General features: G+C 34.3%; 14 protein-coding genes and 1 pseudogene. 11 read left to right on the top strand and 4 right to left on the bottom strand.

All coding sequences use genetic code 11. From position 1 onward, the window contains the following. A pseudogene (locus tag F6K15_RS39095) lies at window positions 1–103 on the bottom strand (homoserine kinase); the annotation flags it as partial. Between the two features lie 405 nt (window positions 104–508). Here F6K15_RS39095 and F6K15_RS18420 point away from each other — a divergent pair. The 4 genes from F6K15_RS18420 to F6K15_RS18405 all read left to right on the top strand — a co-directional run bounded on the left by F6K15_RS18420 (window position 509) and on the right by F6K15_RS18405 (window position 3989). Then, entirely contained in the window at window positions 509–721 is a 213-nt protein-coding gene (locus F6K15_RS18420; protein WP_293063062.1) for a hypothetical protein, read from the top strand. Window positions 722–1015: 294 nt separating this feature from the next. Beyond that, window positions 1016–1177, top strand: a complete 162-nt coding sequence (locus F6K15_RS18415) for a hypothetical protein (RefSeq protein WP_293063061.1) — start codon at window positions 1016–1018, stop codon at window positions 1175–1177. A gap of 99 nt (window positions 1178–1276) precedes the next feature. Then, the gene (locus tag F6K15_RS18410; protein ID WP_293063060.1) at window positions 1277–2470 is read left to right on the top strand and encodes an LL-diaminopimelate aminotransferase; all 1194 of its coding nucleotides are present in this window, start codon (window positions 1277–1279) and stop codon (window positions 2468–2470) included. 673 nt (window positions 2471–3143) lie between these two features. Next, window positions 3144–3989 (top strand): NF038130 family PEP-CTERM protein, encoded by an 846-nt coding sequence (locus F6K15_RS18405; RefSeq protein ID WP_293063059.1) that lies wholly within the window; start codon window positions 3144–3146, stop codon window positions 3987–3989. A gap of 628 nt (window positions 3990–4617) precedes the next feature. Here F6K15_RS18405 and F6K15_RS18400 read toward each other — a convergent pair. After that, window positions 4618–5058, bottom strand: a complete 441-nt coding sequence (locus F6K15_RS18400) for a hypothetical protein (protein WP_293063057.1) — start codon at window positions 5056–5058, stop codon at window positions 4618–4620. 581 nt (window positions 5059–5639) lie between these two features. On the opposite strand from F6K15_RS18400, the gene F6K15_RS18395 reads away from it, so the two are divergent. Next, window positions 5640–6398, top strand: a complete 759-nt coding sequence (locus tag F6K15_RS18395) for an HpsJ family protein (RefSeq protein ID WP_293063055.1) — start codon at window positions 5640–5642, stop codon at window positions 6396–6398. 300 nt (window positions 6399–6698) lie between these two features. Here the strand turns inward: F6K15_RS18395 and F6K15_RS18390 are convergent, their stop codons facing one another. Both F6K15_RS18390 and F6K15_RS18385 read right to left on the bottom strand, forming a co-directional pair. Further along, window positions 6699–7124, bottom strand: a complete 426-nt coding sequence (locus tag F6K15_RS18390; protein ID WP_293063053.1) for a transposase — start codon at window positions 7122–7124, stop codon at window positions 6699–6701. Between the two features lie 187 nt (window positions 7125–7311). After that, the gene (locus F6K15_RS18385) at window positions 7312–11577 is read right to left on the bottom strand and encodes a response regulator (protein ID WP_293063051.1); all 4266 of its coding nucleotides are present in this window, start codon (window positions 11575–11577) and stop codon (window positions 7312–7314) included. Between the two features lie 303 nt (window positions 11578–11880). Between F6K15_RS18385 and F6K15_RS18380 the strand changes: the two genes are divergently transcribed. The 6 genes from F6K15_RS18380 to F6K15_RS18355 all read left to right on the top strand — a co-directional run bounded on the left by F6K15_RS18380 (window position 11881) and on the right by F6K15_RS18355 (window position 24608). Continuing rightward, window positions 11881–13533 (top strand): cell wall metabolism sensor histidine kinase WalK, encoded by a 1653-nt coding sequence (locus F6K15_RS18380; RefSeq protein ID WP_293063050.1) that lies wholly within the window; start codon window positions 11881–11883, stop codon window positions 13531–13533. A 5-nt stretch (window positions 13534–13538) separates the two neighbouring features. Then, window positions 13539–13775 carry a hypothetical protein gene (locus F6K15_RS18375; RefSeq protein ID WP_293063049.1) on the top strand — a complete coding sequence of 79 codons (237 nt, stop codon included), beginning with the start codon at window positions 13539–13541 and terminating at the stop codon, window positions 13773–13775. Window positions 13776–14930: 1155 nt separating this feature from the next. Then, a complete protein-coding gene (locus F6K15_RS18370; RefSeq protein ID WP_293063048.1) occupies window positions 14931–18455 on the top strand; it encodes a PAS domain S-box protein in 3525 nt (1174 codons plus the stop codon). Window positions 18456–18921: 466 nt separating this feature from the next. After that, complete coding sequence (locus F6K15_RS18365) at window positions 18922–22017, top strand: UPF0182 family protein (protein ID WP_293063047.1); 3096 nt, start codon at window positions 18922–18924, stop codon at window positions 22015–22017. Between the two features lie 522 nt (window positions 22018–22539). Further along, the gene (locus F6K15_RS18360; RefSeq protein WP_293063046.1) at window positions 22540–24240 is read left to right on the top strand and encodes a bifunctional serine/threonine-protein kinase/formylglycine-generating enzyme family protein; all 1701 of its coding nucleotides are present in this window, start codon (window positions 22540–22542) and stop codon (window positions 24238–24240) included. A 233-nt stretch (window positions 24241–24473) separates the two neighbouring features. Further along, window positions 24474–24608 carry a hypothetical protein gene (locus F6K15_RS18355; RefSeq protein ID WP_293063044.1) on the top strand — a complete coding sequence of 45 codons (135 nt, stop codon included), beginning with the start codon at window positions 24474–24476 and terminating at the stop codon, window positions 24606–24608. Window positions 24609–25307: the final 699 nt, after the last annotated feature.

Genomic DNA, 25307 nt, shown 5'->3' with positions numbered 1-25307 from the left:
CATTATCTGGATGTCCTTCAATGGCGATCGCTAAATTCATTACTTCTGTTTGACTCAAAGGATGTCCCGCCAGTTGATTTGCTCCGAGTAAACCTCCGACTATTGCAGTCGCTGAACTTCCTAAACCTCTAGCTAAGGGTACGCCTAAATTTCTACAGATGGGGGTATTTGGTTGAGATGTTCATATAATTTGACGAATGCTTGATAGGCGAGATTGGTTTTATCTGTGCTGAAAACTTCCTAGTTAACATATTTTTTCCTTTTCTACTAATGCGTATGTCGCAATAATACAATGTACGACAAATGTGCTTCAGAGGTTGGTGGAAAAACCTAGTGCAAGAAGGCAGAAGGCAGGAGGCAGAAGGCAGAAGGGAAGAAAGGTTATTTTACAAGCTTTTGAACCTTTTTTAACTGGTTAGTTATTTCCGCCATCCTCCACTAGAGCGATCGCTCAATTCAGATTCTTTTTCTACTAATGCGTATGTCGCAATAATACAATGTACGACAAATGTGCTTCAGAGATTGGTGGAAAAACCTAGAGCGATCGCTCAATTCAGATTCCTTTTCTACTAATGCGTATGTCGCAATAATACAATGCACGACAAATGTGCTTCAGAGGTTGGTGGAAAAACCTAGTGCAAGAAGGCAGAAGGCAGGAGGCAGAAGGCAGAAGGGAAGAAAGGTTATTTTACAAGCTTTTGAACCTTTTTTAACTGGTTAGTTATTTCCGCCATCCTCCACTAGAGCGATCGCTCAATTCAGATTCCTTTTCTATTAATGCGTATGTCGCAATAATACAATGTACGACAAATGTGCTTCAGAGGTTGGTGGAGAAACCTAGTGCAAGAAGGCAGAAGGCAGGAGGCAGAAGGCAGAAGGGAAGAAAGGTTATTTTACAAGCTTTTGAACCTTTTTTAACTGGTTAGTTATTTCCGCCATCCTCCACTAGAGCGATCGCTCAATTCAGATTCCTTTTCTACTAATGCGTATGTCGCAATAATACAATGTACGACAAATGTGCTTCAGAGGTTGGTGGAAAAACCTAGAGCGATCGCTCAATTCAGATTCTTTTTCTACTAATGCGTATGTCGCAATAATACAATGTACGACAAATGTGCTTCAGAGGTTGGTGGAAAAACCTAGAGCGATCGCTCAATTCAGATTCTTTTTCTACTAAGGGACTTGCGCAAAAATGCGGGTATTGGAAGATTGACAAATATTTGGCCAAAGTAAAGTAGATAATAACTACACAAGTCAATTCAGAGGTGGAATCAAAATGCAATTATCACAACGTTTAGCTCCCCTAAGCTTTAATGTATTTGCCGATATGGACCGAGCAAAAGCATTAGCAAAAGCAGCAGGACAAGATTTGATAGATTTGTCTCTAGGGTCTTCTGACTTACCAGTGCCTCCCCAAGCTTTAGAAGCGATCGCTCAATCTTTGTCAGACTCTACTACTCATGGTTATTCGTTATTTTCTAGCACTCAAGCTTTTCGGCAGGCAGCAGCTCAGTGGTATATGGATAAATTTGACATTCCAGTAGACCCAGAAACTGAAGTTTTACCTCTAATTGGTTCCCAGGAAGGTACAGCTCATTTACCTTTGGCTATACTTAATCCTGGTGATTTTGCTTTACTACAAGACCCTTGTTATCCTTCTCATAGTGGTGGGGTGTTTTTGACAGGGGGTCAGGTTTACCCAATGCCTTTATTGGCAGAAAATAGATTTTTACCTATTTTGGCAGATGTACCTCAAGCTGTCTTATCTCAGGCAAAAATGATGATTTTGAATTATCCTCATAATCCCACAACAGCGATCGCTCCTTTGTCTTTTCTCCAAGAAACAGTTGCTTTTTGTCAAAAACATAATTTAGTCTTAGTTCACGATGCTCCATATTTAGACTTTGTTTTCGATACTTTTTCTGAAGCACCCGAAAAACAATCTATCGCTCCTTCTATTTTTCAAGCTGACCCAGAAAAAAGTGTTTCTATAGAATTTTTTACTATGTCAAAATCTTATAGTATGGGAGGTTTCCGAGTAGGTTATGCCATTGGTAATGCTGAATTAATTCAAGCTTTGCGACAGGTTAAAGCTTGTATTGATTTTAATCAGTATCAGGGCATTCTCAATGGAGCGATCGCTGCTTTAACTGGCCCTCAAAAGCTAGTTAGAGAAACTGTGGACATTTTTCGCCAACGTCGGGATGTGTTTGTTAGGGCATTGCATAAAATTGGTTGGCCTGTGCCTACTCCATCGGCCACTATGTATGTTTGGGCAAAGTTGCCGGAAGCATGGGCCAATAATTCTATGGAGTTCTGTGTGGACTTAGTGAAAAATACAGGGGTAGCAGTGGCCCCAGGAGCTGGTTTTGGCAAGGCTGGAGAGGGATATGTGAGGTTTGCTTTGGTTCATAAGTCGGAGATTTTGTCAAGGGCTGTGGAGAAAATTTCAGTGTTTTTGCAGAAATAATGTTGTTAACGCAATATAGCAATGAGCGCTGGTATATTGACAAATTGCAGGAGAGACCAAATAGCTAAAAGTCTTATATTATCGGCAATTTATTCCCCCTTCCGGAGCTGTTGCCTGTTGCCTGTTGCCTGTTGCCTGCGCACAGCGCTATAGTGGGTTAAATTAATTTTAAAGTTAGTCATAGTAAGTGTTTCCTGAGAATATCCTGGGAAAACACTATCTTTTATTTTGGATTTTTTTGAAATGGGAAAAAATGATTATTTATAGAAGTAATTAATTCATTATATGGACGATAATTTTTGTATTGATAATGATTTCGGTAGAAATACATAAGTGTTTTATAGGAGTTTTTCTGAGTACTAAGCTTCACTAAAATTTCATATAAAAATCACCGAAAAATATAGACATTCGGTTATAAAACTGCTTATAATGAATTTAAGTGAAATAAAAAAACTTAAATGACTGGCAAACAATATAAAACCTAACTAAAGGTGCATTGTTATACAAAAGAGTAAACAAGAATCATCAACTTAAGTGATTTGAAACACACATAACATCTTGTTACTTATGCTTTGATAAACATAATAGATAAATTTCAATTTTACCAGTCACTAATATTTTTCAATCTAGCTAACTGTTACAAAACACAGATTAAACCAAGGAAACAAAAATTATGGCAGGATTAGTAAAGAAATTTTTAGCAAGTGCTTCCGTTGTAGCTGGTATGAGTGCAGTATTCGGCGCTCCAGCATTAGCAGTAAGCATTACAAGCGCTACAGTCACTGGAGATCATGTAATATATGGATACGATCCAGTTCAAGGTGACTTAGACCCTGGTGTTGGTACTGCACTTGAGGCTCTTAATGGTCCTGGTAATGTCGAATTATCTGGTCAGCTAGGCAGTCCTTATGTCGTGGATCTTATGAATCCCACAACTTTGGAAGTTTTGTTTGATGATGGCTCAGACGTTACATTCCGTAGCATGACTTGGAATGACTGGACAGCAGATTTAAATGGAGATGGTTCCGGCTATGACTTTTTCCTGCAATGGTATAATGAAGGAATTTCAACCGCAGGTAGTGGTTTAGAGGATTTTGGTTCTTCTCAGGGAGCGTATGAAGCTGGTTTTGCATTCTTTACAGGTCAGGGTGGAGAATACCCAGAAGTGGGGAGATTCAGCGACCCCAACGTTGCTACAGTACAAAAGAAAGGAAATGGTGATATATCCTTCCAACTTGCAGGCCATAACAACCATAGTTCAGGTTTCAACTTCAGTGAAGTTGTGGCAGTTGAGCGTGACGGCCTTTTACTAGGCTATGTCTACAAGTTTGGTGGACCTGACGAATTAGCTACAGTATTTGATGACGACCCTGAAGGTTCTCATGAAGGTCTCTATAATTTCACTATTACATCAGGAGGTGGTATCTTATCTGAATCTATACCTGAGCCTTCTACTTTATTAGGTCTAATGGCTGTCGGAGGTTTGGTTGCTGCTACTAAGCGCAAGTCTCAAAAGTAAATCATTAAAATAGATTCTTTGTTTGTGAGTGAATAGTTTAATATTATTAGTCAGTATTAAGTATATTAGGGAGTCTCGTTGAAACTCCCTTATTTTTTTAGGTAGATTTTATTCTCATTCTAGAGACAACGAAGTTAAGCAAATGTGTCTTTTTTCAAGTTGTAACAAATTTGTTGATTCTCAAGCGATCGCGAGAAAATAGCTATCAAATTCTTATCCATAAATTATCAATAGTAGATTTGGTTGGCGGGGGACTTTGAGGGTTTCGTCCATGAGTAACTTTCATCAAAATACAAAGGAAACCCAACGCCAGAATTAGTAACTGTTGGGTTCTATTGTGGCTTAACCCAACCTACAAAATATTTAAAATTTAATTCCAGTTATAGCAATGAGCGCTGGTATATTTACAAATTGCAGGAGAGGCCAAATACCTAAAAGTCTTATGTTATCGGCAATTGATTCCCCCTTTCGGAGCTGTTGCCTTTCGGAGCTGTTGCCTGCGCACAGCGCTATAGCTTCCTTCAAAATAAAAAAACCCTCTTATTTTTGAGGGTGTTAATTACCAGTAAATATTTAGGATTTTATTTAATTAACATAAGAGGAGTTTTTTCCCAGACTCAAATATTAATTAGTCACCGTAAACTTTACAACCATCTGTAATGGTTACATATTCTAACGCTTTGCTATAGTCTTCAGGATAACTATTTTTTAAACATTGTGCTGCTTCTATTGCTGGCTGGGGATTACCCATAGTGAAAGTCGTCAATCTACTAAAAGCTTCTGGTACACTACTAGCAACACAAGCTTTGGCCGGGTTTGATAGTGCTTGAGCGGCACCGATGGGGTTTGATATCTTACAATATTTAACTTCTGTAGGTTGTGATATTTGTGAAGGAGGTGTAAATAGAGGTGGAACAGGTGGTGGTGATAATGAGGGTGGTGGTGGTGGTGGTGGAAATAGAGATGGTGGTGGTGGTGGTGCAAAGTTAAATGGAAATGCTGTAGCAATTCCCGCTGTTCCCAAATTTAAAGCCAGGGTAGAAGCAATAGCTGTTAATAATTTTTTCATAGGTTTGCGTGTAAATATTTACAAAATCTAAGGTTTACAATTTATAAAGATTAGTACCTGTGCTATTAGGTCACTTAAGCAAGTTAATGCCAAATATAAATCTTCGCAGTTTCAACCTATGGTGATAGATTTATTTGCCTACTTAGACTCAAAGTTGGCTTCAATTTTTTTAGTTACAAATATATCTTACATCAGAAAAAACAAGAGCGTCAATTAGCATAAATACGGAATTACCAGCTGAAGGTCTTATAAAATTTTAGAAATGATATGCAACGAATCAATAGGGTATTGAGTAGGATGATTTTTACTCCATAATTTAGTTTTCCATCAAGTATAAATTAGTAAAACTTAGTCAGCTCGAATCTAACGTCACTCTGGTTACTCGAAATAATTTTTATCTTTGTAAATTTTTGCCTTGGCGATCGCTAACTATTCCCTCTTTATATAGATAATTTCTCACAGCACAAAAAAAGTCCATATCTTTAGTTTCCATCTTTCCCAACTCTGGTATTTCCTATACCCTGATATTGGAGCCACAAACAAGATAAAATTATGGACAACCATATTATGAAATTGGAGTTATGAAAGGAAGTAATATTAGTCCAGTACCAGCCCTAGCAGCCAAATTTCTGAAATTATCTGGTATTATTATGGTACTTTTCGCCATCATCAACTCTATGTTACTCTTATTTCCTTTTAATTTGGGAGATATAGAGTGGCGACTAAACTTCACGACCCAGATAATTGAACGGGGAATTTTACCAATTTTAGGAATAGCCCTAATGTTTTGTGGTTACGGTTTTGAAGAAATTCTTGGTATTGCTCCACCCCAAGCAAAAGTTAGTTGGAGTAACTTAAAGTTCTGGATTTACTTATTATCTTTTTTTTGTGGGATTATGTTTCTGTTGTTAATTCCTTTACATATTAGTACTGCAGTAGCACAAAGCAATCAGAATGTTGAAAAGCTAAATGAGGATGCTGTTATAGCTCAAAAGCAATTAGAGGAACGTCTAGGTCAAAGAGAAAGTTCACTAGCGAGCTTACTTAAAAATAATCAGAAATTAGAAGAATATATTAGTCAAGAGCAACTTAGTAAAGAACAATTAGCTGAATTAGAAAAGTTTAAAAATAATCCTGATGCTTTGAAAGTAAGAACAGAAGAAATTCGTACTCAATTAACAAAACAATTAGAGCAAAATAAACAAAAAGCACAACAAAGTTCCCAACTAACAGCAGTTAAGTCTAGTGTCCGAATAGGTCTGACTAGCTTATTGCTTGCTAGTTGTTATTTGACTATTGGATGGAGTGGTTTTAAAGGTAGTAAGTCAAAAGTTCGCTAATCAAATTTTTGTTGCAGGATTATTGATTTTAGGGAGCAGGTTCTGTCATTAATTTTGATGGTGATAATTTAATTAACTAAACCTGCCCCAAACCCAGGAATAAATATTGTGCAATTAATAATTATGATGGGGGTTGGTTTATGCAATTAATTGTCGGGTATCGTAATTTAACGGATGAACCTACCCCTACGGATTGATGTATTGTGATTAAAATATTTTGCAATTTCATGGTGATGGGGGGTGGGTTTATGATGTTAATTTCTGATCTGATAATTCAATGGATGAACCTACCCCTACGAGTTAATTTTTGTGACTATTAATCATATTTCCTATTCCTTTGATATTAAATTGTTTTGGAAATGAAAATATATTTTCAGTATGAATTTTATGATTACACCAATTAACTGGATTGTTAAAAATATACTCTCTAATATTATTTAATGATGTTTCGTTTCTGATAATATGTTCATAATATCCTCTTTGCCATACCGAAACACCTTTAATTTTTCGCAACTGATTAATTTTACGGGCTGAAAATGTTTTCAAACCTCTGATGATTTCAGGCAAACCATGTCTTTTGTGATGTTTATTATTATCCGTTATTTCAATAATCCCATGAAAATGATTAGGCATAATTATAAAAGCATCAAGATTAATATAAGGATAAATTTTTGTTAAATTAAACCAGTTAAAATTAACAACTTCGCCATACCTATTTAAAATCATTTTATGATTATCGATAACTCCCAGTAAACATTCTCTTTGTCAAATACAAATAGTCACAAAATAAAAACCATTTTGACTATAATCATATAATTATCGTACCTTTATTAAAAGAGCTACATTTTTGGGTTGGGGGCGGGTTTTGTGAATAATTTGTTACACCATTAACTTAACGCGGAACCCGCTCCTACTATTTCTGCCGCTCTATTTTCAAGGCAGCAATAACTTTTTCATACTCCACTTTAACCTGAGAAAAAATATCTATTGCTTCTGCTGGAGTAGAATTTTCTGACTCATCAGCTAAACGAGCCATAATTTCTAATTTTTGACAAATTTTATAAAGAGTCATTGCTCCTAGAGTACCACTAATAGATTTGAGAGAATGAGCAGCATTTTTAAGTATAAGTGGATCGGCTTGATTAATGGCAATATTAATATTCTCTAGAAGTTCGGGAGAAGTATCTAAATAAATATCTATTACTTCATCTAGAGCTTCTACTTCTTTTAACCCTTCTATTACCTTACTCTCAAGAATAGTTTGTTCTGTAAAAATGTGATTATTGTCTCGATCGGTTGCTGGAGATAAATTTGATTGTGGGAAAGTCAATGTTTCCTTTCCCTCTGACACGACAGACTTACATTTACTTAAAGCTTCTATAAGTTGCTCCATTTTTATTGGTTTACTAATATAATCATCCATTCCCGCTGCTATACATTCTTCGCGATCGCCCTGCATTGCATTAGCTGTCATCGCAATAATTCGAGGTCTTCGCTGAGAAACTTTTTCGGGATGTTCTGTGATATTTTCATATTCTTGTCGAATGCGACGAGCAGCTTCTAGACCATCCATCAAAGGCATCTGTACATCCATCAAAACTACATCATAAGGCAAACTAAATACAGCTTCTAAAACTTCTAAACCATTACTAGCAACATCAGCACGATATCCCATGCGTTGTAAAATTTGTAAAGCTACTTTTTGATTAACTAAATGGTCATCTGCTAATAATATTCGCAGTGGTAATTGCTCTGCTAATAAAGGAATAGTTTGAGAATTCCATTTACTATTATTGTTTGTGCTTCTAATTTCAATACTTTTACCAGAAAAAATATTTAGTAAGACTTCATAAAGCTGAGATTGTTTAACAGGTTTATTAATAATGGCTGTAAATAATTGATGATAAATATTTATTTCTTGCTTACTGAAAGAAGTCAAAATTACTATAGGTAAATCCCGATACATTGGATTTTGACGAATTTTCTTTGCTAAAGTTAAACCATCAATTTCTGGCATCTGCATATCTATAATTGCTAGATCGAATTTGTAATTTTTAGCTATTAAATCTAAAGCATGAGTAGCATTTTTAGCAGTACTAACTATCAGGCCCAATAATTCAGTTTGTTTCAACAAAATTTTTCTATTTGTACTATTATTATCAACTATTAGTATTCTTTTATCTATTAAATTATGTCGATCTTTATCTAAATAATTAGTTTGAATTAATTTATCTTTGACAGTTTGAATGCTACATTCTGCAACTATTGTAAAATGAAAAATTGAACCTAATTTTTCATCTAAAAGTTTATAGCCTGCTGGGGGATTACCTCCAACTGCACCCATACTTTCTACCCACATCTGACCACCCATCATTTCAGCTAATCTTTTACTAATAACTAATCCTAAACCTGTACCCCCATATTCCCGACTGGTAGAAGAATCAACTTGACTAAAAGACTTAAATAAACGATTCATGCGAGTAGCAGGAATACCAATCCCTGTATCTCTGACTAAAAAATGTATTTCATATACGGGAAAAATTTCACAATTATTAAATTCTGAGTTATTTTTTACTCTGAAATTATCTTTTTCTTTTGGGTTTAATACTCCGCTGTCTACAGGGTATTGAAAATTGGTTGAAGTTTGAGTCTCCATCCACTTTTTCCTTCTTCCTTCTTCCCTCTTTCTTCTCCCTTCTTCCTTCTTCCCTCTTTCTTCTTCCTTCTCCCTTTTTCCTTCTTCCTTCTTTCTTCTTCCTTCTTCAAGTGAATTTTCTTCTATTTCTAGTCTTCTACTACTAACAGAAACTAATACTTCACCATGAGAAGTAAATTTCACAGCATTACTCAAGAGATTAACTAAAATTTGACGTACCCGAGTAATATCTCCGATAATAGTAGTTGGAGTTTCTGGAGTGATGAAATAGACAAGTTCTAAATTCTTTTCACTAGCTTTTGCTGCTAACAAGTCAATAGATTCTTCTAGACAATTTTGTAAATCAAAAGGATTTGCTTCTAAATCTAGTTTTTCAGATTCTATTTTTGAGAAATCAAGTATATCATTAATGAGTGTAAGTAAAGTCTCACCACTACTACGAATAGTCTGAACAAAATCTTTTTGATCTATTTTTAGAGGAGTATCTAATAGTAAACCAGTCATGCCAATAACTGCATTCATAGGGGTTCTAATTTCATGGCTCATAGTAGCTAGAAATTCACTCTTTGCTCTAGTTGCAGCTAGTGCTTCATCTCTAGCTTTTGCTAAATCATTAGCGGTTTGTTGACGTTCTAATTCTCCACCTATCCACTGAGCCATTAGTTTTAATAACTCTTTATCTACGGCTTTCAAAGGTTCATTTAAAGCTTGAGGACTCCAGAAATTGAGAGTACCATAAACTGAGCCTCCCACCATAACTGACATTCCCATATAAGCCTCAATTTGGAAAGCCATATCTACTGTGATACAGAAACCTGAATATCGAATGGATTCAAAACATATTGGTTGTTCTGCTATTGCTGTAAAAATAAATGTTTTTTCTAAGTCAAATTCTTCTCCTTTCAAAATAGAATTATCTGGAGTTTTAGCTGCAACAATAGTATATTTATTATCTTCAATTCTAGATAATACTCCTATTTCTAGGCCAAACTTTTGACAGCCCATTTCTAATAATTTTTGGAGGCGATCGTTAAAACAAAAAATAATAGAATTATCTTGATTTGTACCTTGACAAGGAGTAGAAGTTATTTCATACAATCTCCGAATAGCAGCTTCACTTTCTTGTAATTCTTGTTCTCTTTGTTTACGGTCAGAAATATCACGAGAAACTGCAATTATTTCTTGTACTTTTCCCGTTTCAGGATCGCGAATTGTACGAGCAGTGGTTTCAAACCAAATATATTTACCTTCTCGACAAAGGACGCGGTAGGCAATAGTATAAGTTACGGGGTTTTTAATAATAGTATAATAGGCTTTGGCAATTGCTTTAATATCTTCAGGTGCAAAAAACTCTTTTGGATGAGTACCAACAATTTCTAATGGATAATATCCCATGAGGCTACGACAAGCAGGGGATACATGAAGGAAAACCCCATCTGGAGAGTGACGAGAAATCATGTCAGTGGAGTTTTCTGCCATTAATCTATAGTGTTCTTCGCTATATTGGCATTCAAATTGAGAATTTTGTAAGGCTTCTAGCATTTTATTAATAGTCTGAGCCAGGCTTGACAATTTATCATCCCCTGGCATTGGTAGGCGCATTGAAAGGTCTCCACTAGAAGCTATTTTATTGATTATTTTGTTTAATTGTGAAACACGAGAGACTAACAATTTTTCTCTGACGACAAGCATAACGATCCCAAAAACTAGACCTACTATTACCCATGAAAGAATAAAGTAACTCCAAAACGATCGACTGTGGTGGTGCATAATTCGCTCTACTTCTCTTTGTAAAATTATGGCAGGTTGAGTATAGATATCTTTGACAGTTGTATAACCATTGACTCGATCGGAATTGAGAGGTTGTCGGACTATTTCTGTTTTCAGTTGCTGATTAATTTGTTGCGAGTTATTTTCCCATTGATTAAAAGTTAATGAGAATTTTCTTAATTCAGCTAACCTTTTTATTGTTGCATCATCTACATCTAGGTAGCGCCCAAAAATTAGGGTGTCGTTGTTTAGATTATCTATTTCATTCACAATAGGAGTAGAAGCAATTAAGAGAGGAGGTTTTGAGAAAAGAATCATACCTGTTTGTTGACTTATATTTTTACTTATAGGTAGATATTTTTTCCAGCTTTCAGGTATGAGTATTTCTGTTTGTTGATGTAGAGCGAATCTTTGAGCATTAAGTCGTAATAGAAAGTTCAGTTTTTGATTAATCCCAAAGTTATCGACTGAATTAAAATTAATCAATTTATTTATAGTATTGGATTCTAGTTTATTCTCATCAACTAACTTTTTTGATAAGGCAAATATTCTCTGCTGTTTTGTCCTTACAGATACATTAGACATCTCATCATCTAATTGATTTAATGCCTTTGCTACATCTAGGCAAACGTAATCTACTTCCAAATTTTGGCAGCCATAAAACAACATCATCGATGCTGTAATACACAAGACCACTATCAAACTAGCGATCGCTATACTAATAACTATTAATGTTTTTTGACGAAGTTTCATCGGGTCTTTCCCTATTGCTCCTGTACAGCAAACCACTACAAATTCTTATAACTCTTGTTGGAATATAAGACTTATGAATTAGTGATTTGCTTTTCCCTAATGGTTACTACCCTAGACATGATTGTGTCTAAAAGTATTCTTGAAATTTTCTTTCCTAGAAATAGTTTCCTAATTACAGCGTAGCAATTTCAAATAACAGAAGGTATGAATATATCCACAAAATTATCAGGGTTTTCTCAGGATCTGTAGCTAAGTTAATGACAATTGTAGTTGAAATATTTTTTACCCATAATTAAGTTTAAGATGAAGTTTATCCCTAAATGGCCTAAAAATCTCAGATTAGAGCGGTGGAAACTCGAGCCATCTTCTTTGCAGACACGCCTAACATTGGGTATTGCATTATTTTCAGTATTAGGACTGGGGAGTGTCGCCTTATGGACAAGTTGGAAGATGCAGCAATTGTTGATAGTTACTCATAAGCATAACATTGAGCAGATAGCTGAACGTTTTCCTAGAGATGTTGAAATGTATAGTGAAACGTGGTACGTCAAAGAAAGTTTACAGAAAGCTATTGATAATTTAACATTGGCCAATGTATTTATTTGGGTCAAAAATCAGCAAGGTACTGTGATAGTTCAATCACAAAATTTCCAGAGTGACAGTGACCACTTTGTTTTAAAATCTTTAGCTGAAATGCCCTCAAAACCTTTAGTATATCCAATAAATGGACGCTATTTTGTGTTATGTGGTGGTCCTTTAACAGTTAATGGGATGAATGTTGGTAAACTTTATATCGCTCTAGACATTTCCCGTGATCAAAAGATGCTAGTGACGATGGTGATGAGTTTAAGTGTAGCGAGTATTTTGGCAATAATTGCCGTAACACTTGCTATAACTATTTATATTCAACGTTCTCTCATGCCTCTGCGTCATATTAGTCAACTTGCTGATAATGTTAATGCTGATATTCTCGATCGAGCAACTGTTTCTTTGGAACGCGCTCCTAGTGAAGTTAAGGAGTTGGCGAGAACTTTGGATACTATGTTGGGTCGGTTGTCTGATTCTTGGGAACAGCAAAGGCAGTTTGTGAGTAATGTTTCTCATGAGTTAAGAACTCCTTTGACTATTGTTTCTGGTTATCTTCAGAGTCTTTTGAGAAGGGGTAATAATTTAACAGAGACTCAGAAAGAAGCTATTTCGATAGCTTCTGGGGAAGCACAACGTACTGTTGAATTATTGAAAGATTTGCTGGAGTTAGCTAGAGCAGATAGTGGACAAATTCATTTTCATTTAGAAGCGGTTGTACTGAATGATTTGGTAGCAGAAGTAGTAGAAATGGCTAAACAATTTAGCGATCGAGAAATTATTCTGAGGTTTGGTAATGGAAGTAATGTTGTTAATCTAGAGCAAATATTTAGTGATAATAAAAATTCAATTATTACAGAAAACAATAATCTAGTCTCTACGCAGATTTGCCACTCTAAAAAACTCAGTTCAGAGCAAAATATCAATAATAATTATATTGCTAGTAAATTAAGTTTAAACTCAAAAAATATTGTGGGTAAATCACAATATCAGATTGATAAAACTATAAATTTATCGTTAATTGAAGTTATGGTAGACCGCAATCGCTTGAAACAGGTTTTACTAAATTTAATTGATAATGCTGTTAAATATTCTGGTGAAGATTCTCCTATAATTTTAAATTTGTGTCAAGAAAGTGGTGAAGCAATTGTTCAGGTATGTGACAAAGGTCAGGGTATTTCTTTATCACAACAAGCTAAGATTTTTGAACGTTTTTATCGAGCGGATGAAGCTAGAAATCGTTCTGGTGGAGCTGGTTTGGGTTTATCTATTGTTAAAACTTTGGTAGAAGGAATGGGAGGAACTATTCAAGTTTATTCAAAGTTAGATCGAGGCAGTATATTTACTGTGAAATTCGCAGTTAAAAAATAGTTTTTGTGGTTTGCAATTATAGCGGTTTTCCCATAGATGGACTACAGCGACTAAAGCATTTTTCTATTCCCTATTCCCTACTCCCTAAATTTTTTGGTGGTGATAGTAATGCTAGAAAGATTGTGGGAAGTATGGGAAAAAATCAAAAAATATATATCTTTACCATTACTATGCAGGACAACCAATTTTTTATTGTAGTTATTCAAAGAGACATGATATTAAATTATAAAATTAGTGGCTAGTTTGAATTTTACACTTTTTCCCTACTCCCTAAATTTTTTGGTGGTGATAGTAATGCTAGAAAGATTGTGGGAAGTATGGCAAGTGTGGGAAGTGTGGGAAAAAATTAAAAAATATATATCTTTACCATTACTATGCAGGACAACCAAATTTTTCTTGTGGTTATTTAAAGAGACATGATATTAAATTATAAAATTAGTGGCTAGTTTGAATTTTACACTTTTTCCCTACTCCCTAAATTTTTTGGTGGTGATAGTAATGCTAGAAAGATTGTGGGAAGTATGGCAAGTGTGGGAAGTGTGGGAAAAAATTAAAAAATATATATCTTTACCATTACTATGCAGGACAACCAATTTTTTATTGTGGTTATTTAAAGAGACATGATATTAAATTATAAAATTAGTGGCTAGTTTGAATTTTACACTTTACATTCTCAATATTCCTAAATCATGTATTTTTATTCAACACATAAATACAAAAGTCTTTTCAGCAGGGAAATTATTCGTAGCATTCTTTTTTATATTTCATATTATGTTTAAATTTCCCCTACTCCCCTACTCCCCTACTCCCCTACTTAACTAATCTTGTTTAAGTTTTGAAGTGTTTCTCAGTAAGTGTGAGGTACACCTATCTTGATTTGTCTTCTGTTCCCTATTCCCTGTTCCCTAAAACTAAGGAATTTTGTACCTCACGCTTCTTGGGAATTGCTATATATATACAAATATACAAAGATATACGTAAAATCTAAAATTTTTCTATACACCCTGTCAGTAAAATCTCATCACTCAAATAGGGAAGGTATTTAATTCAGATATTTATCTCTCTTGATTTTATGACTTTTAACTTCTATTTATATACTAATAATGTCAGCGATCGCTCCGTCTAAAAAGTATTTTAAATTTATGATAGCTGATAAAATTATTATTATTAAAGTTATCGGAAAAGAATAAGAATAACTACTTAAGCCATTTATATAATTGCTAGTAAATAATTATAAATTAGAATTCCCCGATCCTTCGTTGTCAAATTGTATAAATGAATATGGCTAAAAGTAACTCATATTAATCAAGGATCTGATGAAAAATTTTATTCTTATTAAGTTATGTCTAGGTCAACTTTAAAATTTCAACTTCCTATATAAATCTGGTTGTTAGGCTATGAATAATTCTCATCAATATAGTGCAAGTAGTCAGGAAATATGCCAAAATATTATCGCGTCTATGGAAAGTGTGTTGTGGTCAGTTGAACCATTAACAAAAAATCTTATTTACCTGAGTGATAGTGCTGAAATAATCTACGGAAAACCAGTATTTGATTTATTAAAAAATCCTCACTCCTGGCTAGAAGTTATTTATCCTGAAGATCGACAAAAAGTAGAAGATTCTATAGCTATTATTAGCTCAAATAAATTCTTAAAACTACAATATAGGATAGTTCGTTACTCTTCTAGTTCTGAACAAGAAATTAGATGGTTAGATGTTCGAGCTAAACTTGTTTGTAACGACCACGGAGACCCGATTAAAATCAATGGTATTTCAACAGATATAACTAACGATAAAATCTCAATTTTTCAAGAAACTGTAGAAGATGATAGTACAAAAACATCTCCTATTTTACTTTTCAATCGTAGTCTGATAGAAAACTATAATTCTCAACTTCCATATCTCGATGGAGACCGGGAAAAGCACATATTTGAACATCATTTTATTGAATTAGATAATTTCTATATAATCGATAAAAATAGGCAAAAAGCATGGTTTTCACCAACTGATTATTTCCATAAAATGCAAAATATTTCCTTTAAAACATTATGGATGAATCAAGATAGTGTTCAATCTTTGACTCAAATAAAACGAAATATATATCGGGGTTTGGAGGAATATAAAGCTGTACTAAATATTTTACAAATAGGATTTTTTGTTACAGATAATATAGGTAATTTGATTGAAATTAATCACAAAGCAAAGCAGATTTTTGGTTGGCAATGGCAGGAAACTAAGTCAATTATATCTGCTAAATTAGAGTTGAAAATAATCAGATATGATGGCACAGAGATGCCACAAGAAGAATATGCTTGGATTGTAGCTTGTAGAGAAAAAAGCACTGTTGAAAATTTACAAATGGGAGTAGTTCAAAAAAATCAAGATGTGATTTGGCTGAGTGTGACATCTACTTTGATATCAAGTTTAAATGACATAATTATTACAACTTATGTTGATATAACAAAATGCAAAATAACTGAAGAAAAATTAAAAAAATCAGAGCTTAAGTACCGTGCATTTATGCAAGATGCGGGCGAGGCAATTTTAATTGCTGATTTACAGGGAAAGATTATAGAAGCTAACAATAAAGCTACAGAAATATTGGGTTATCAGAGAGAAGAATTTGTGCAAATGCACGCCAAACAAATTCATCCACCAGAAATACAACAAAAAGTAATAACAACAATACTGGAAACAGCAAAAAAAGGCAAAAATATTATACCAAATATTCTGGCTTTGAGGAAAGACGGCAATTGGCTTTGGGTAAATATTATTTATAAAATTATCCAGTTAGAGAATGATGAAAAATTCTATCAAGTAATTTTTCAAGATATAACTTGCTATGTTTTAGCGGAAGCTGTACTAAGAGAAAGTGAAGAAAAATTTCGTGCGACTTTTGACCAGACTATAATGGGAATATTTTTTGCTACTTTATCAGGGAAAATATTCCGAGTCAATCAAACATTTAGAAATATTTTGGGATATAGTAACACCGATTTATCAAAGTTAAATTTGATGGATATTATTTATTCAGAAGAACGGCAAAATCATGAAATTAATTTACGGTATCTGATGGCAGAAAAAATACAAAATTATGCAACCGATAGCCGTTTAATTCACAAAAAAGGTAAAATTATTTGGTCATATTTGAATATATCTTTAATCAAAACTTCCCAAGAACCCAAATATTTAATTGGCTTGATTAAAGATATTACTCAGCGTAAACAAATAGAATTAGATTTAAAAAAAAGCGAAGAACGTTGGCAATTAGCATTGCGTGGTAATAATGATGGTATATGGGATTGGAATATTCAAACTAATGAATGTTTTTATTCAACCCGTTGCCAAGAAATTTTAGGTTATACAGAAACCGAGATTTTTAATCATGTAAATGATTGGAAAAGTCGTATTCATCCTGATGATATTAATTTAGTAATACAGTCTATTCAAGAACATCTTAATCGTCAAACACCGTACTTTACTGCTGAATATCGTATCCGATGTCAAGATAATACATATAAATGGATTTTGGATAGAGGTCAAGCACTTTGGGATGAAGAAGAAAACCCATTACGAATGGTAGGTTCCTACACCGATATTACAGAACGTAAACAAGCAGAAAACTATCTACAAAGACAGACTCAACAAGAACAACTTATTCGTAAGATAACAGAGCGTATTCGCCAGTCTTTAAATTTATCAGAAATTCTACAAAAGGCTGTAGATGAAGTGCGTAATATTTTACAGGCAGAGCGAGTAATTATTCAACGTAAAATATTAGATAAATCTATTATTGTTTTAGCAGAATCTTTAGCTCCTGGAAAACCCTCAATGTTAGATTGGGAATTTAATGATTATATAATTACAACTCAACAGTTTATACAAGAAAAAAAATCAGATAAAATTATAGCTGTTACAGATATTTATCAATCCACAGTGAAGCTATCTTATACTAATTTATTAGATTTTTTCCAAATAAAAGCTTGCTTAATTATGCCAATCTTTATCCAAAAATCTACAACTATTGAAGAAGGAAGAAGGAAGAAGGAAGAAGGAAGAAGGAAGAAGGAAGAAGGAAGAAGGAAGAAGGAAGAAGGAAGAAGCAAAAACTGGATGGGGCAAACCCTAGCTAATTGTCAACATCGTGTAGACGGTGGGGTATTAAACTCAAAAGAAAAAGATAATATTCAAGAAAAAAGTTTAGTTGTTAGACCTAATGCTACTAACGATGATACATTTTGGGGAGTATTGTTTGCTCATAACTGTAGCAATAAACGCCAGTGGGAACAATGGGAAATAAATTTATTAGACCAGTTAAGAATTCAACTAGAAATTGCTATTCAACAATCACAACTCTATCAGCAACTGCAAAATGCTAATCACGAATTATATCAACTTGCTACATTAGATGGATTAACAAAAATAGCTAATAGACGTTGTTTTGATCGATATTTAGAGAAAGAATGGTTACGTATGGGACGAGAGAAAAAACCATTATCTTTAATAATGTGTGATATAGATTTTTTTAAAAAATATAATGATACCTATGGACATCAAAAAGGTGATGAGTGTCTTCAGCAAGTAGCAAAAGCTATCTCAAAAGTAGTCAAACGTTCTACAGATTTAGTAGCTCGTTATGGAGGAGAAGAATTTGCTATTATCTTACCTAATACTAATCTAGAAGGAGCAATTCATATCGCCAATATAGTTCAACAAGAAGTATATAAATTAGAGATTCCCCATCGAAATTCACAAATATATCAACAAGTTACCCTAAGTTTAGGAGTATCTAGTATTATGGCATTTCCTGAAGCTACTTGTAAAAGTTTAATTGCAGGAGCAGATCGAGCACTTTATCAAGCAAAACAAAGAGGTAGAAATCAGGTAATTCCCTATGTAGGTGATATAATTCTTAACTAGCTATCAGCTATCAGCTATCAGCTAGAGCGCCTAAAAATTTGCGCATATATATAATTAGGTATCTGTTTGTGGAGCATCCCGGAACGGAAAAGCTTGAGTAAAACATCCCCGAGATGGGAGCAAGTCGCTTAATTTTAGGAGGGGTTGCTCATCCCCTTTGCGCAAGGCTGACTGCTGAACTGCTGTTTGCGGAGCATTCTGTCAGGAAACGTTTTTTAATTAACTAAAATATCTACGCTAAAATTGAAAATAATCAAATATAATTTTTGACAAGTATTCCTATTACATTACTACCTTTTATAGCCTATGTATCTAATACCAACACCCATATTTTATACAAATTTAAAAAAGAATGTTATGAATAATAAGCGCCATTAAAATACTTTATATGAAATGTATATTTGAAAAAAAATAGTTCACAAATCAAAAATCGTATTAAGCCTATTCATTCTGACTCCTGACTTCTATGAAATTCAATATTCTTTACAGACTAAAACTTAGGTCATCTAAAGCACTAGAAAATCTCAACTTCCTACAGATAGTAACAATATTTATCATTCTATTGGGATTGTGGGTAATATTTGATTTATCTACTAATATATTGGCTGAAATTTTATGGTTTGAAGAACTTAATTATTTGCCTGTACTAATAACTAAACTACAAACAGAAACTTCGTTATGGATAATTACTTTTGTAATTACATCAGTCTTCTTTTTAGCAAATCTCAGAGTAGCGAGTATATTTAAATATCAAAAAAATCACAATCGAAAAACCGAAGTATATGAAGAAATAATGCTAATTCCACCAGTAACTATGCCATCAAGTAAGTTGCGTATTGAACCCTCATTTAATCTAGGCGGGTTGTTATGTTTAGTGTTAGGATTAATTTTATTAATAGGACTTATTCTCACCCATTATATTCAAGTATTTACTGATTACTGGCATCCTGATTTCACAGTTGCGAAGGTATCTCCACAAATTCCTTCAGCATTTAGCATAGAATCAATTTGGCAAATATTCAGTAAAATACCTTCTAACTGGTGGCTATTCGGATTATTTATTGTATTAGGTATTATTGTCATTATTAATCCCGTATTATGGTTAAGTATATTTGCGATAGTGCTAAGTTTAATTTTTAGTTTTATTCTTTCAAATCATTGGGGAAATATATTACAACTATTTAATGCTACTCCCTTTGCTGAAAGAGAAGATTTATTTCATATCAATATCAGTTTTTATGTTTTTCAAATTCCCGTATTACAACTATTAAAATTTTGGTTAGTAGGATTATTTTTATATGGACTGGTCGCTTGCACTCTTATCTATTTATTGTCTGGAAACAGTCTAAGTAAAGGCAACTTTTATCAATTTTCCCAACAACAACAACGACATCTTCATGCTTTAGGAGGAGGCTTTATATTAACCATAGCCTATAGTTACTTTCTAGGTTGTTTTGAATTACTTTACTCTCCACGTGGTGTTATTTATGGTGCTGGCTACACAGATGTCAAAATTCAGCTTCCTGCTTATATATTTTTGGCAGTTTTAGCATTATTAATTGCATTATTTTTGTTTTGGCAAGCCATTTTTTCCATTAAAGATATTCAGCCTTATATTGAAGCCAGTCTCCGATTTTTACGATTGAGTCGCAGAAGGAAAAAAAAGAAAAAATTGAGTGCAAAATTATTTGCTGATAGCTATTCATTAAGAGCTATATTAACATGGTATTTAACCATCGCAGTACTAACTGGTTGGTTATTACCAAAAATTGTACAAATAACCATCGTACAACCTAACGAAATAGACAGAGAAAGTCCATATATTCAACGTAGTATTAAATTCACTAGAGAAGCATATTTCGACCCAGAAAAATTAGAAGTAAAACTATTTAATCCAGAAAATCAACTTACCTATACTGACTTAATAAATAATAAATTAACCATCGAAAATATTCGCCTTTGGGATACAAGACCAATTTTACAAACCAATCGACAATTACAAGAAATTAGACCATATTATGAATTTAAAAATGCTGATATAGACCGCTATACATTTCTGAAAAAAAAGGAAGAAAGAACAAAAAATAATCCTACCGAAAAACAACAAGTAATCATCGCAGCTAGAGAACTAAACTATGAATCTGTGCCTCAAGCAGCACAAACTTGGGTCAATGAACATTTAGTCTATACTCATGGCTATGGTTTTACTCTTTCTCCAGTTAATCAAGTAGAAGAAAGTGGATTACCAGAATATTTCGTTAAAAATATCGGACCAGATCCAACTTTTGAAAAAAATAGTACCTTAGAAGTATTAGAAAGAATTAGATTCAGTATTCCTATTGGTAAACCTAGAATTTATTATGGAGAACTTACCAATACTCATGTAATTACTTCCACTGCGGAAAAAGATAGAGAATTAGACTATCCCAGTGGAGAAACAAACACCTATAACACCTATGGTGGCAGTGGTGGTATCGTCATTGGTAGAAGCTGGAAAAGATGGATATTTGCTAAATATTTGAAGAACTGGAGAATGTTGTTGACTAATAAATTTATACCTGAAACTAAACTCTTATATCGCCGCAATATTAATGACAGAGTTCGAGCGATCGCCCCATTTCTACGTTACGATAAAGACCCATATTTAGTAGTAGCTAATCCTCAATTCGACAAACAAGATGTTACTCAAACAACACCCAGTTATCTCTACTGGATTTTTGATGCTTACACTACAAGCGATCATTATCCTTATTCTGACCCAGAAAATAACGAATTTAATTATATTCGTAACTCAGTAAAAGTTGTAATTGATGCCTACAATGGCTCAGTAAAATTCTATGTTGCTGACCCTAAAGACCCAATTATTACAACCTGGAAAAAAGTTTTTCCTAATATGTTTTATCCCATAGCAGAAATGCCAAAAAGTCTCTATACTCATATCCGTTATCCAGTAGATTTATTTAAAGTACAATCCGAACTATTAGCAACTTATCATATGGATGACCCCCGTGTATTTTATAATCGAGAAGATTTGTGGCGGGTACCTATTGAGATTTATGGTAATCAACAGCAGAAAGTAGAACCTTATTATTTAATTACAAAATTACCAGCAGAAACTTCAGAAGAATTTATTCTTTTTTTACCCTATACTCCAGCAAGTCGTAACAACTTAATTGCTTGGTTGGCAGCTAGAGCGGATGCACCAAATTACGGTAAATTACTTTTATATCAATTCCCTAAACAACGATTAATATATGGTCCTGAACAAATAGAAGCTTTAGTTAATCAAAATCCAGAAATATCCCAGCAAATTTCTCTTTGGAACCGTCAAGGATCGAGAGCAGTTCAAGGAAATTTATTAGTAATTCCAATGAATCAATCTTTACTTTATGTGGAACCAATTTATTTAGAAGCAGAGCAAAATAGTTTGCCAACTTTAGCTAGAGTTATTGTTTCTTATGAAAACCGAATTGTGATGAAACCAACTTTAGATGAAGCATTAAAAGAAGTTTTTGAAGTAGAACCATTAGAACAACCTTTAGTTGTGCCACCTTTGGAATAAGAAGAAGGAATAATGAATAATGAATAATTAATAATTAATAATTAATAATTAATGAGTTTAATTGCTAATTGTTGAACAATAGCTGATAACTGATAACTGAATAAGAAGAAGTCTCATAACTGGTAACTAATAACTAAAAAAGCTGATAACTGATAACTGATAACTGAAAAAAGGGGGGGGTTGACAAAAAAACTTGACATGATATTATATCTATAATGGAAAAGGTGCGCTCATATATACTCAAATAACTTATGCCAAAAAACCATACTTGCCTACTAACATAATTGATAATGAATGAGTTTAAGTAGCCCGGCATAATTAAATATCACTATGTCATTGCGACTGGAACGGAGTGGAAGGAAGCAATCTCAAGGGTTTTAATTGGTTTGCATTTTGTTACATAGTAAGGTTTATTCGTGCCTACTTACTTAATTGTTAATTGTTGAAGAATAGTTGATAACTGATAACTGAATAAGAAGAAGTCTAATAACTAAAAAAGGTGATAAAAGCTGATAACTGAAAATGCAGTCTGGAAAAATCTTGGAACGACGTTATAAAATTATTGACTCTCTCGGAAGTGGAGGTTTTGGAGATACCTACTTAGCTGAAGATTTGCACTTACCAGAAAATCCGAAATGCCTAGTTAAACACCTCAAACCTAAAAGTTCAGACCCAGGAGTTTTGCCTGTTGCCCAAAAGTTGTTTGAGAGAGAAGCAAGGACTTTGTACAAATTAGGCAAAGACTCAGACCAAATACCAAAATTATTTGCTCACTTCCAAGAAGGAACAGAATTTTACTTAGTACAAGAATATATAGAAGGGCACGATATAAGTAAAGAACTTACGCCGGGGAAAAAATTAAGCGAGTCTTATACCATCGCCTTACTCAAAGGAATATTATCAGCATTAGCAGTAGCTCATCAAAAAAATATAATTCACCGAGACATCAAACCACAAAACTTGATGCGTCGGAAGTCAGATAAAAAAATAGTATTGATAGACTTTGGCGCAGTAAAAGAAATAAGTGTATTAACTACTTACCAGAAAGGAACAACTACTTTTACTGTAGCAGTCGGAACACCTGGATATATGCCAAGCGAACAAAGTAACGGTCAACCAAAACTGAGTAGCGATATCTATGCAGTGGGAATGGTAGGAATAAAAGCACTGACAGGAAAAGATCCCCACAACTTACAAAAAGACTCCAAGACAGGAAATGTTATCTGGCGAAATGAAGCACAAGTAAGTCACCATCTGGCAAATATATTAGATAGGATGGTACATGAATATTTTCCCATGCGTTATGAAAATGCTACGGAAGTCTTAGAAGCTTTAGGTTTCACACCTTCGCCACCCACACCACAACCAACACTGGCACTTCCCCCTCCACCACGACCAAAATTTCCCATTCAGAAATTTACTACCGTCAAAGTTAACAGGAAAGGAGAAATAATAAGTCGCTGTCAAGGTAAAGCAGAAGTAATGACTGAAAACCTCGGTAATGGAGTCTCCCTAGAAATGGTAAAAATTCCTGGAGGTAGATTTCTCATGGGGTTTCCAGAAACGGAAGCAGGGAGAGAAGATAGAGAAAGTCCGCAACACTATGTAGATGTACCAGAATTTTTCATGGGAAAGTATCCAGTCACTCAAGCACAATGGGAAGCGGTTATGGGAAATAATCCTTCTAGGTTTCAAGGTGCGAGTCGTCCTGTAGAACAAGTAAGTTGGTACGACGCGACAGAATTTTGCCAGAAACTCTCAGAAAGAACAGGTAAACTATATTTTTTACCCAGTGAGAGTCAGTGGGAATATGCTTGTCGAGCAGGTACAACAACACCTTTTTATTTTGGAGAAACTATAACGTCTGAGTTAGTTAACTTTAATGGCAATTATCCTTATGCTTATGCACCGAAAGGAATATATCGAGAAGAAACAACAGATGTGGGAATTTTTCGACCCAATGCTTTTAGTTTGTACGATATGCACGGCAATGTCTGGGAATGGTGTCAGGATGTTTGGCATGATAATTATGAAGGTGCGCCTACTGATGGTAGTGCTTGGGAAACTGGGGGATATGATAATTATTCACCGCTGCGGGGTGGTTCCTGGAACGACTATCCTCGTTACTGCCGTTCTGCGATTTGCTTCAACTATATTAGGCGCGAAGACCTTGACTACATTATTGGTTTTCGTATTGTGTTTGGTGGCGGGAGAACTCTTTAACCCTTTTCTTTTTTCCCCTTTTCCCTCTTTTTCTTTTCTCTATTCCCTCTCGCTTCGCAGGAAAAATTTTTTCAGAGTTAGAGAAGTCAGGGCAAGACAAAGATTTTGCCAAGGATACACGGACTATCGAATCTGCATTCTGCATTTTGTGTAGCTATCCAAAAAAATCGGCGCTGAAAGGAAATTCCCCTTGCATCGGCAAAAAAATTATAGTACTATGTAATTATTGGGGGTTGCTCGTACCTACGCATGACTTTTTATTCAACACCAAAACATCGCCAGACACAGATTTTGCCACGGATGCACCGATGATTATGCTACCTAGTAGAAGCGATCGCCTTTTTCAGTTATCAGTGAAAAGTCTCTAGGTTATGGGTATCGCTTTGATTATAGATAAAACATCCTGTGAAGCACTCTAAAAATCATTACATTAGCAGGAGAAATATAGAAGCGATAGAACTCCGTTCCGCTGTCGCGATCGCTCAGAGTTAGAGAAAATAACTTATTGTGTGAAGCACAAATGAAGAAAAAGTCAGCGCTAGGAAGATTTGACTATTCAATCACAAAGCCAAAATTTTGCCCAGAAACAGAGAATCTGCATTTTGTGAAGCTACAAAAAAAATCGGTGCTGAAAGGAAATTCCCCTTGCATCGGCAAAAAAATCATAGTAGTATGTAATTATTGGGATTGCTCGTACCTATGCATGACTTTTTATTCAACACAAGAACATGGTCAGACAAGGATTTTGCCACGGATGTACGGATAATTATGTTACCTAGTAGAAGCGATCGCCTTTTTCAGTTATCAGTGAAAAGTCTCTAGGTTATGGGTATCACTTTTATTAGATTATTTAGAGACATAACATCCTGTGAAGCACCCTAAAAATCAATAGAAGCGATCACTCAGGCTTAGAGCCAAACTTCATTCTGTGAAGCACTAATGGGACTTACACAACTTAACTGGTAAAATTAGACTATAATGCTTGTAAATCAATAATTTTACGTCTCCCGCGATCGCTAGGGGACTTACACAACATTTTAGAGCTGATTTATCAAGTAAATATTAAG

This window comes from Okeania sp. SIO2B3 (genome assembly GCF_010672525.1).
Classification (GTDB): Bacteria; Cyanobacteriota; Cyanobacteriia; order Cyanobacteriales; family Microcoleaceae; genus Okeania.
Note: the sequence above shows the minus strand (reverse complement) of the source record. Positions and strands in the feature narration are given on the sequence as shown.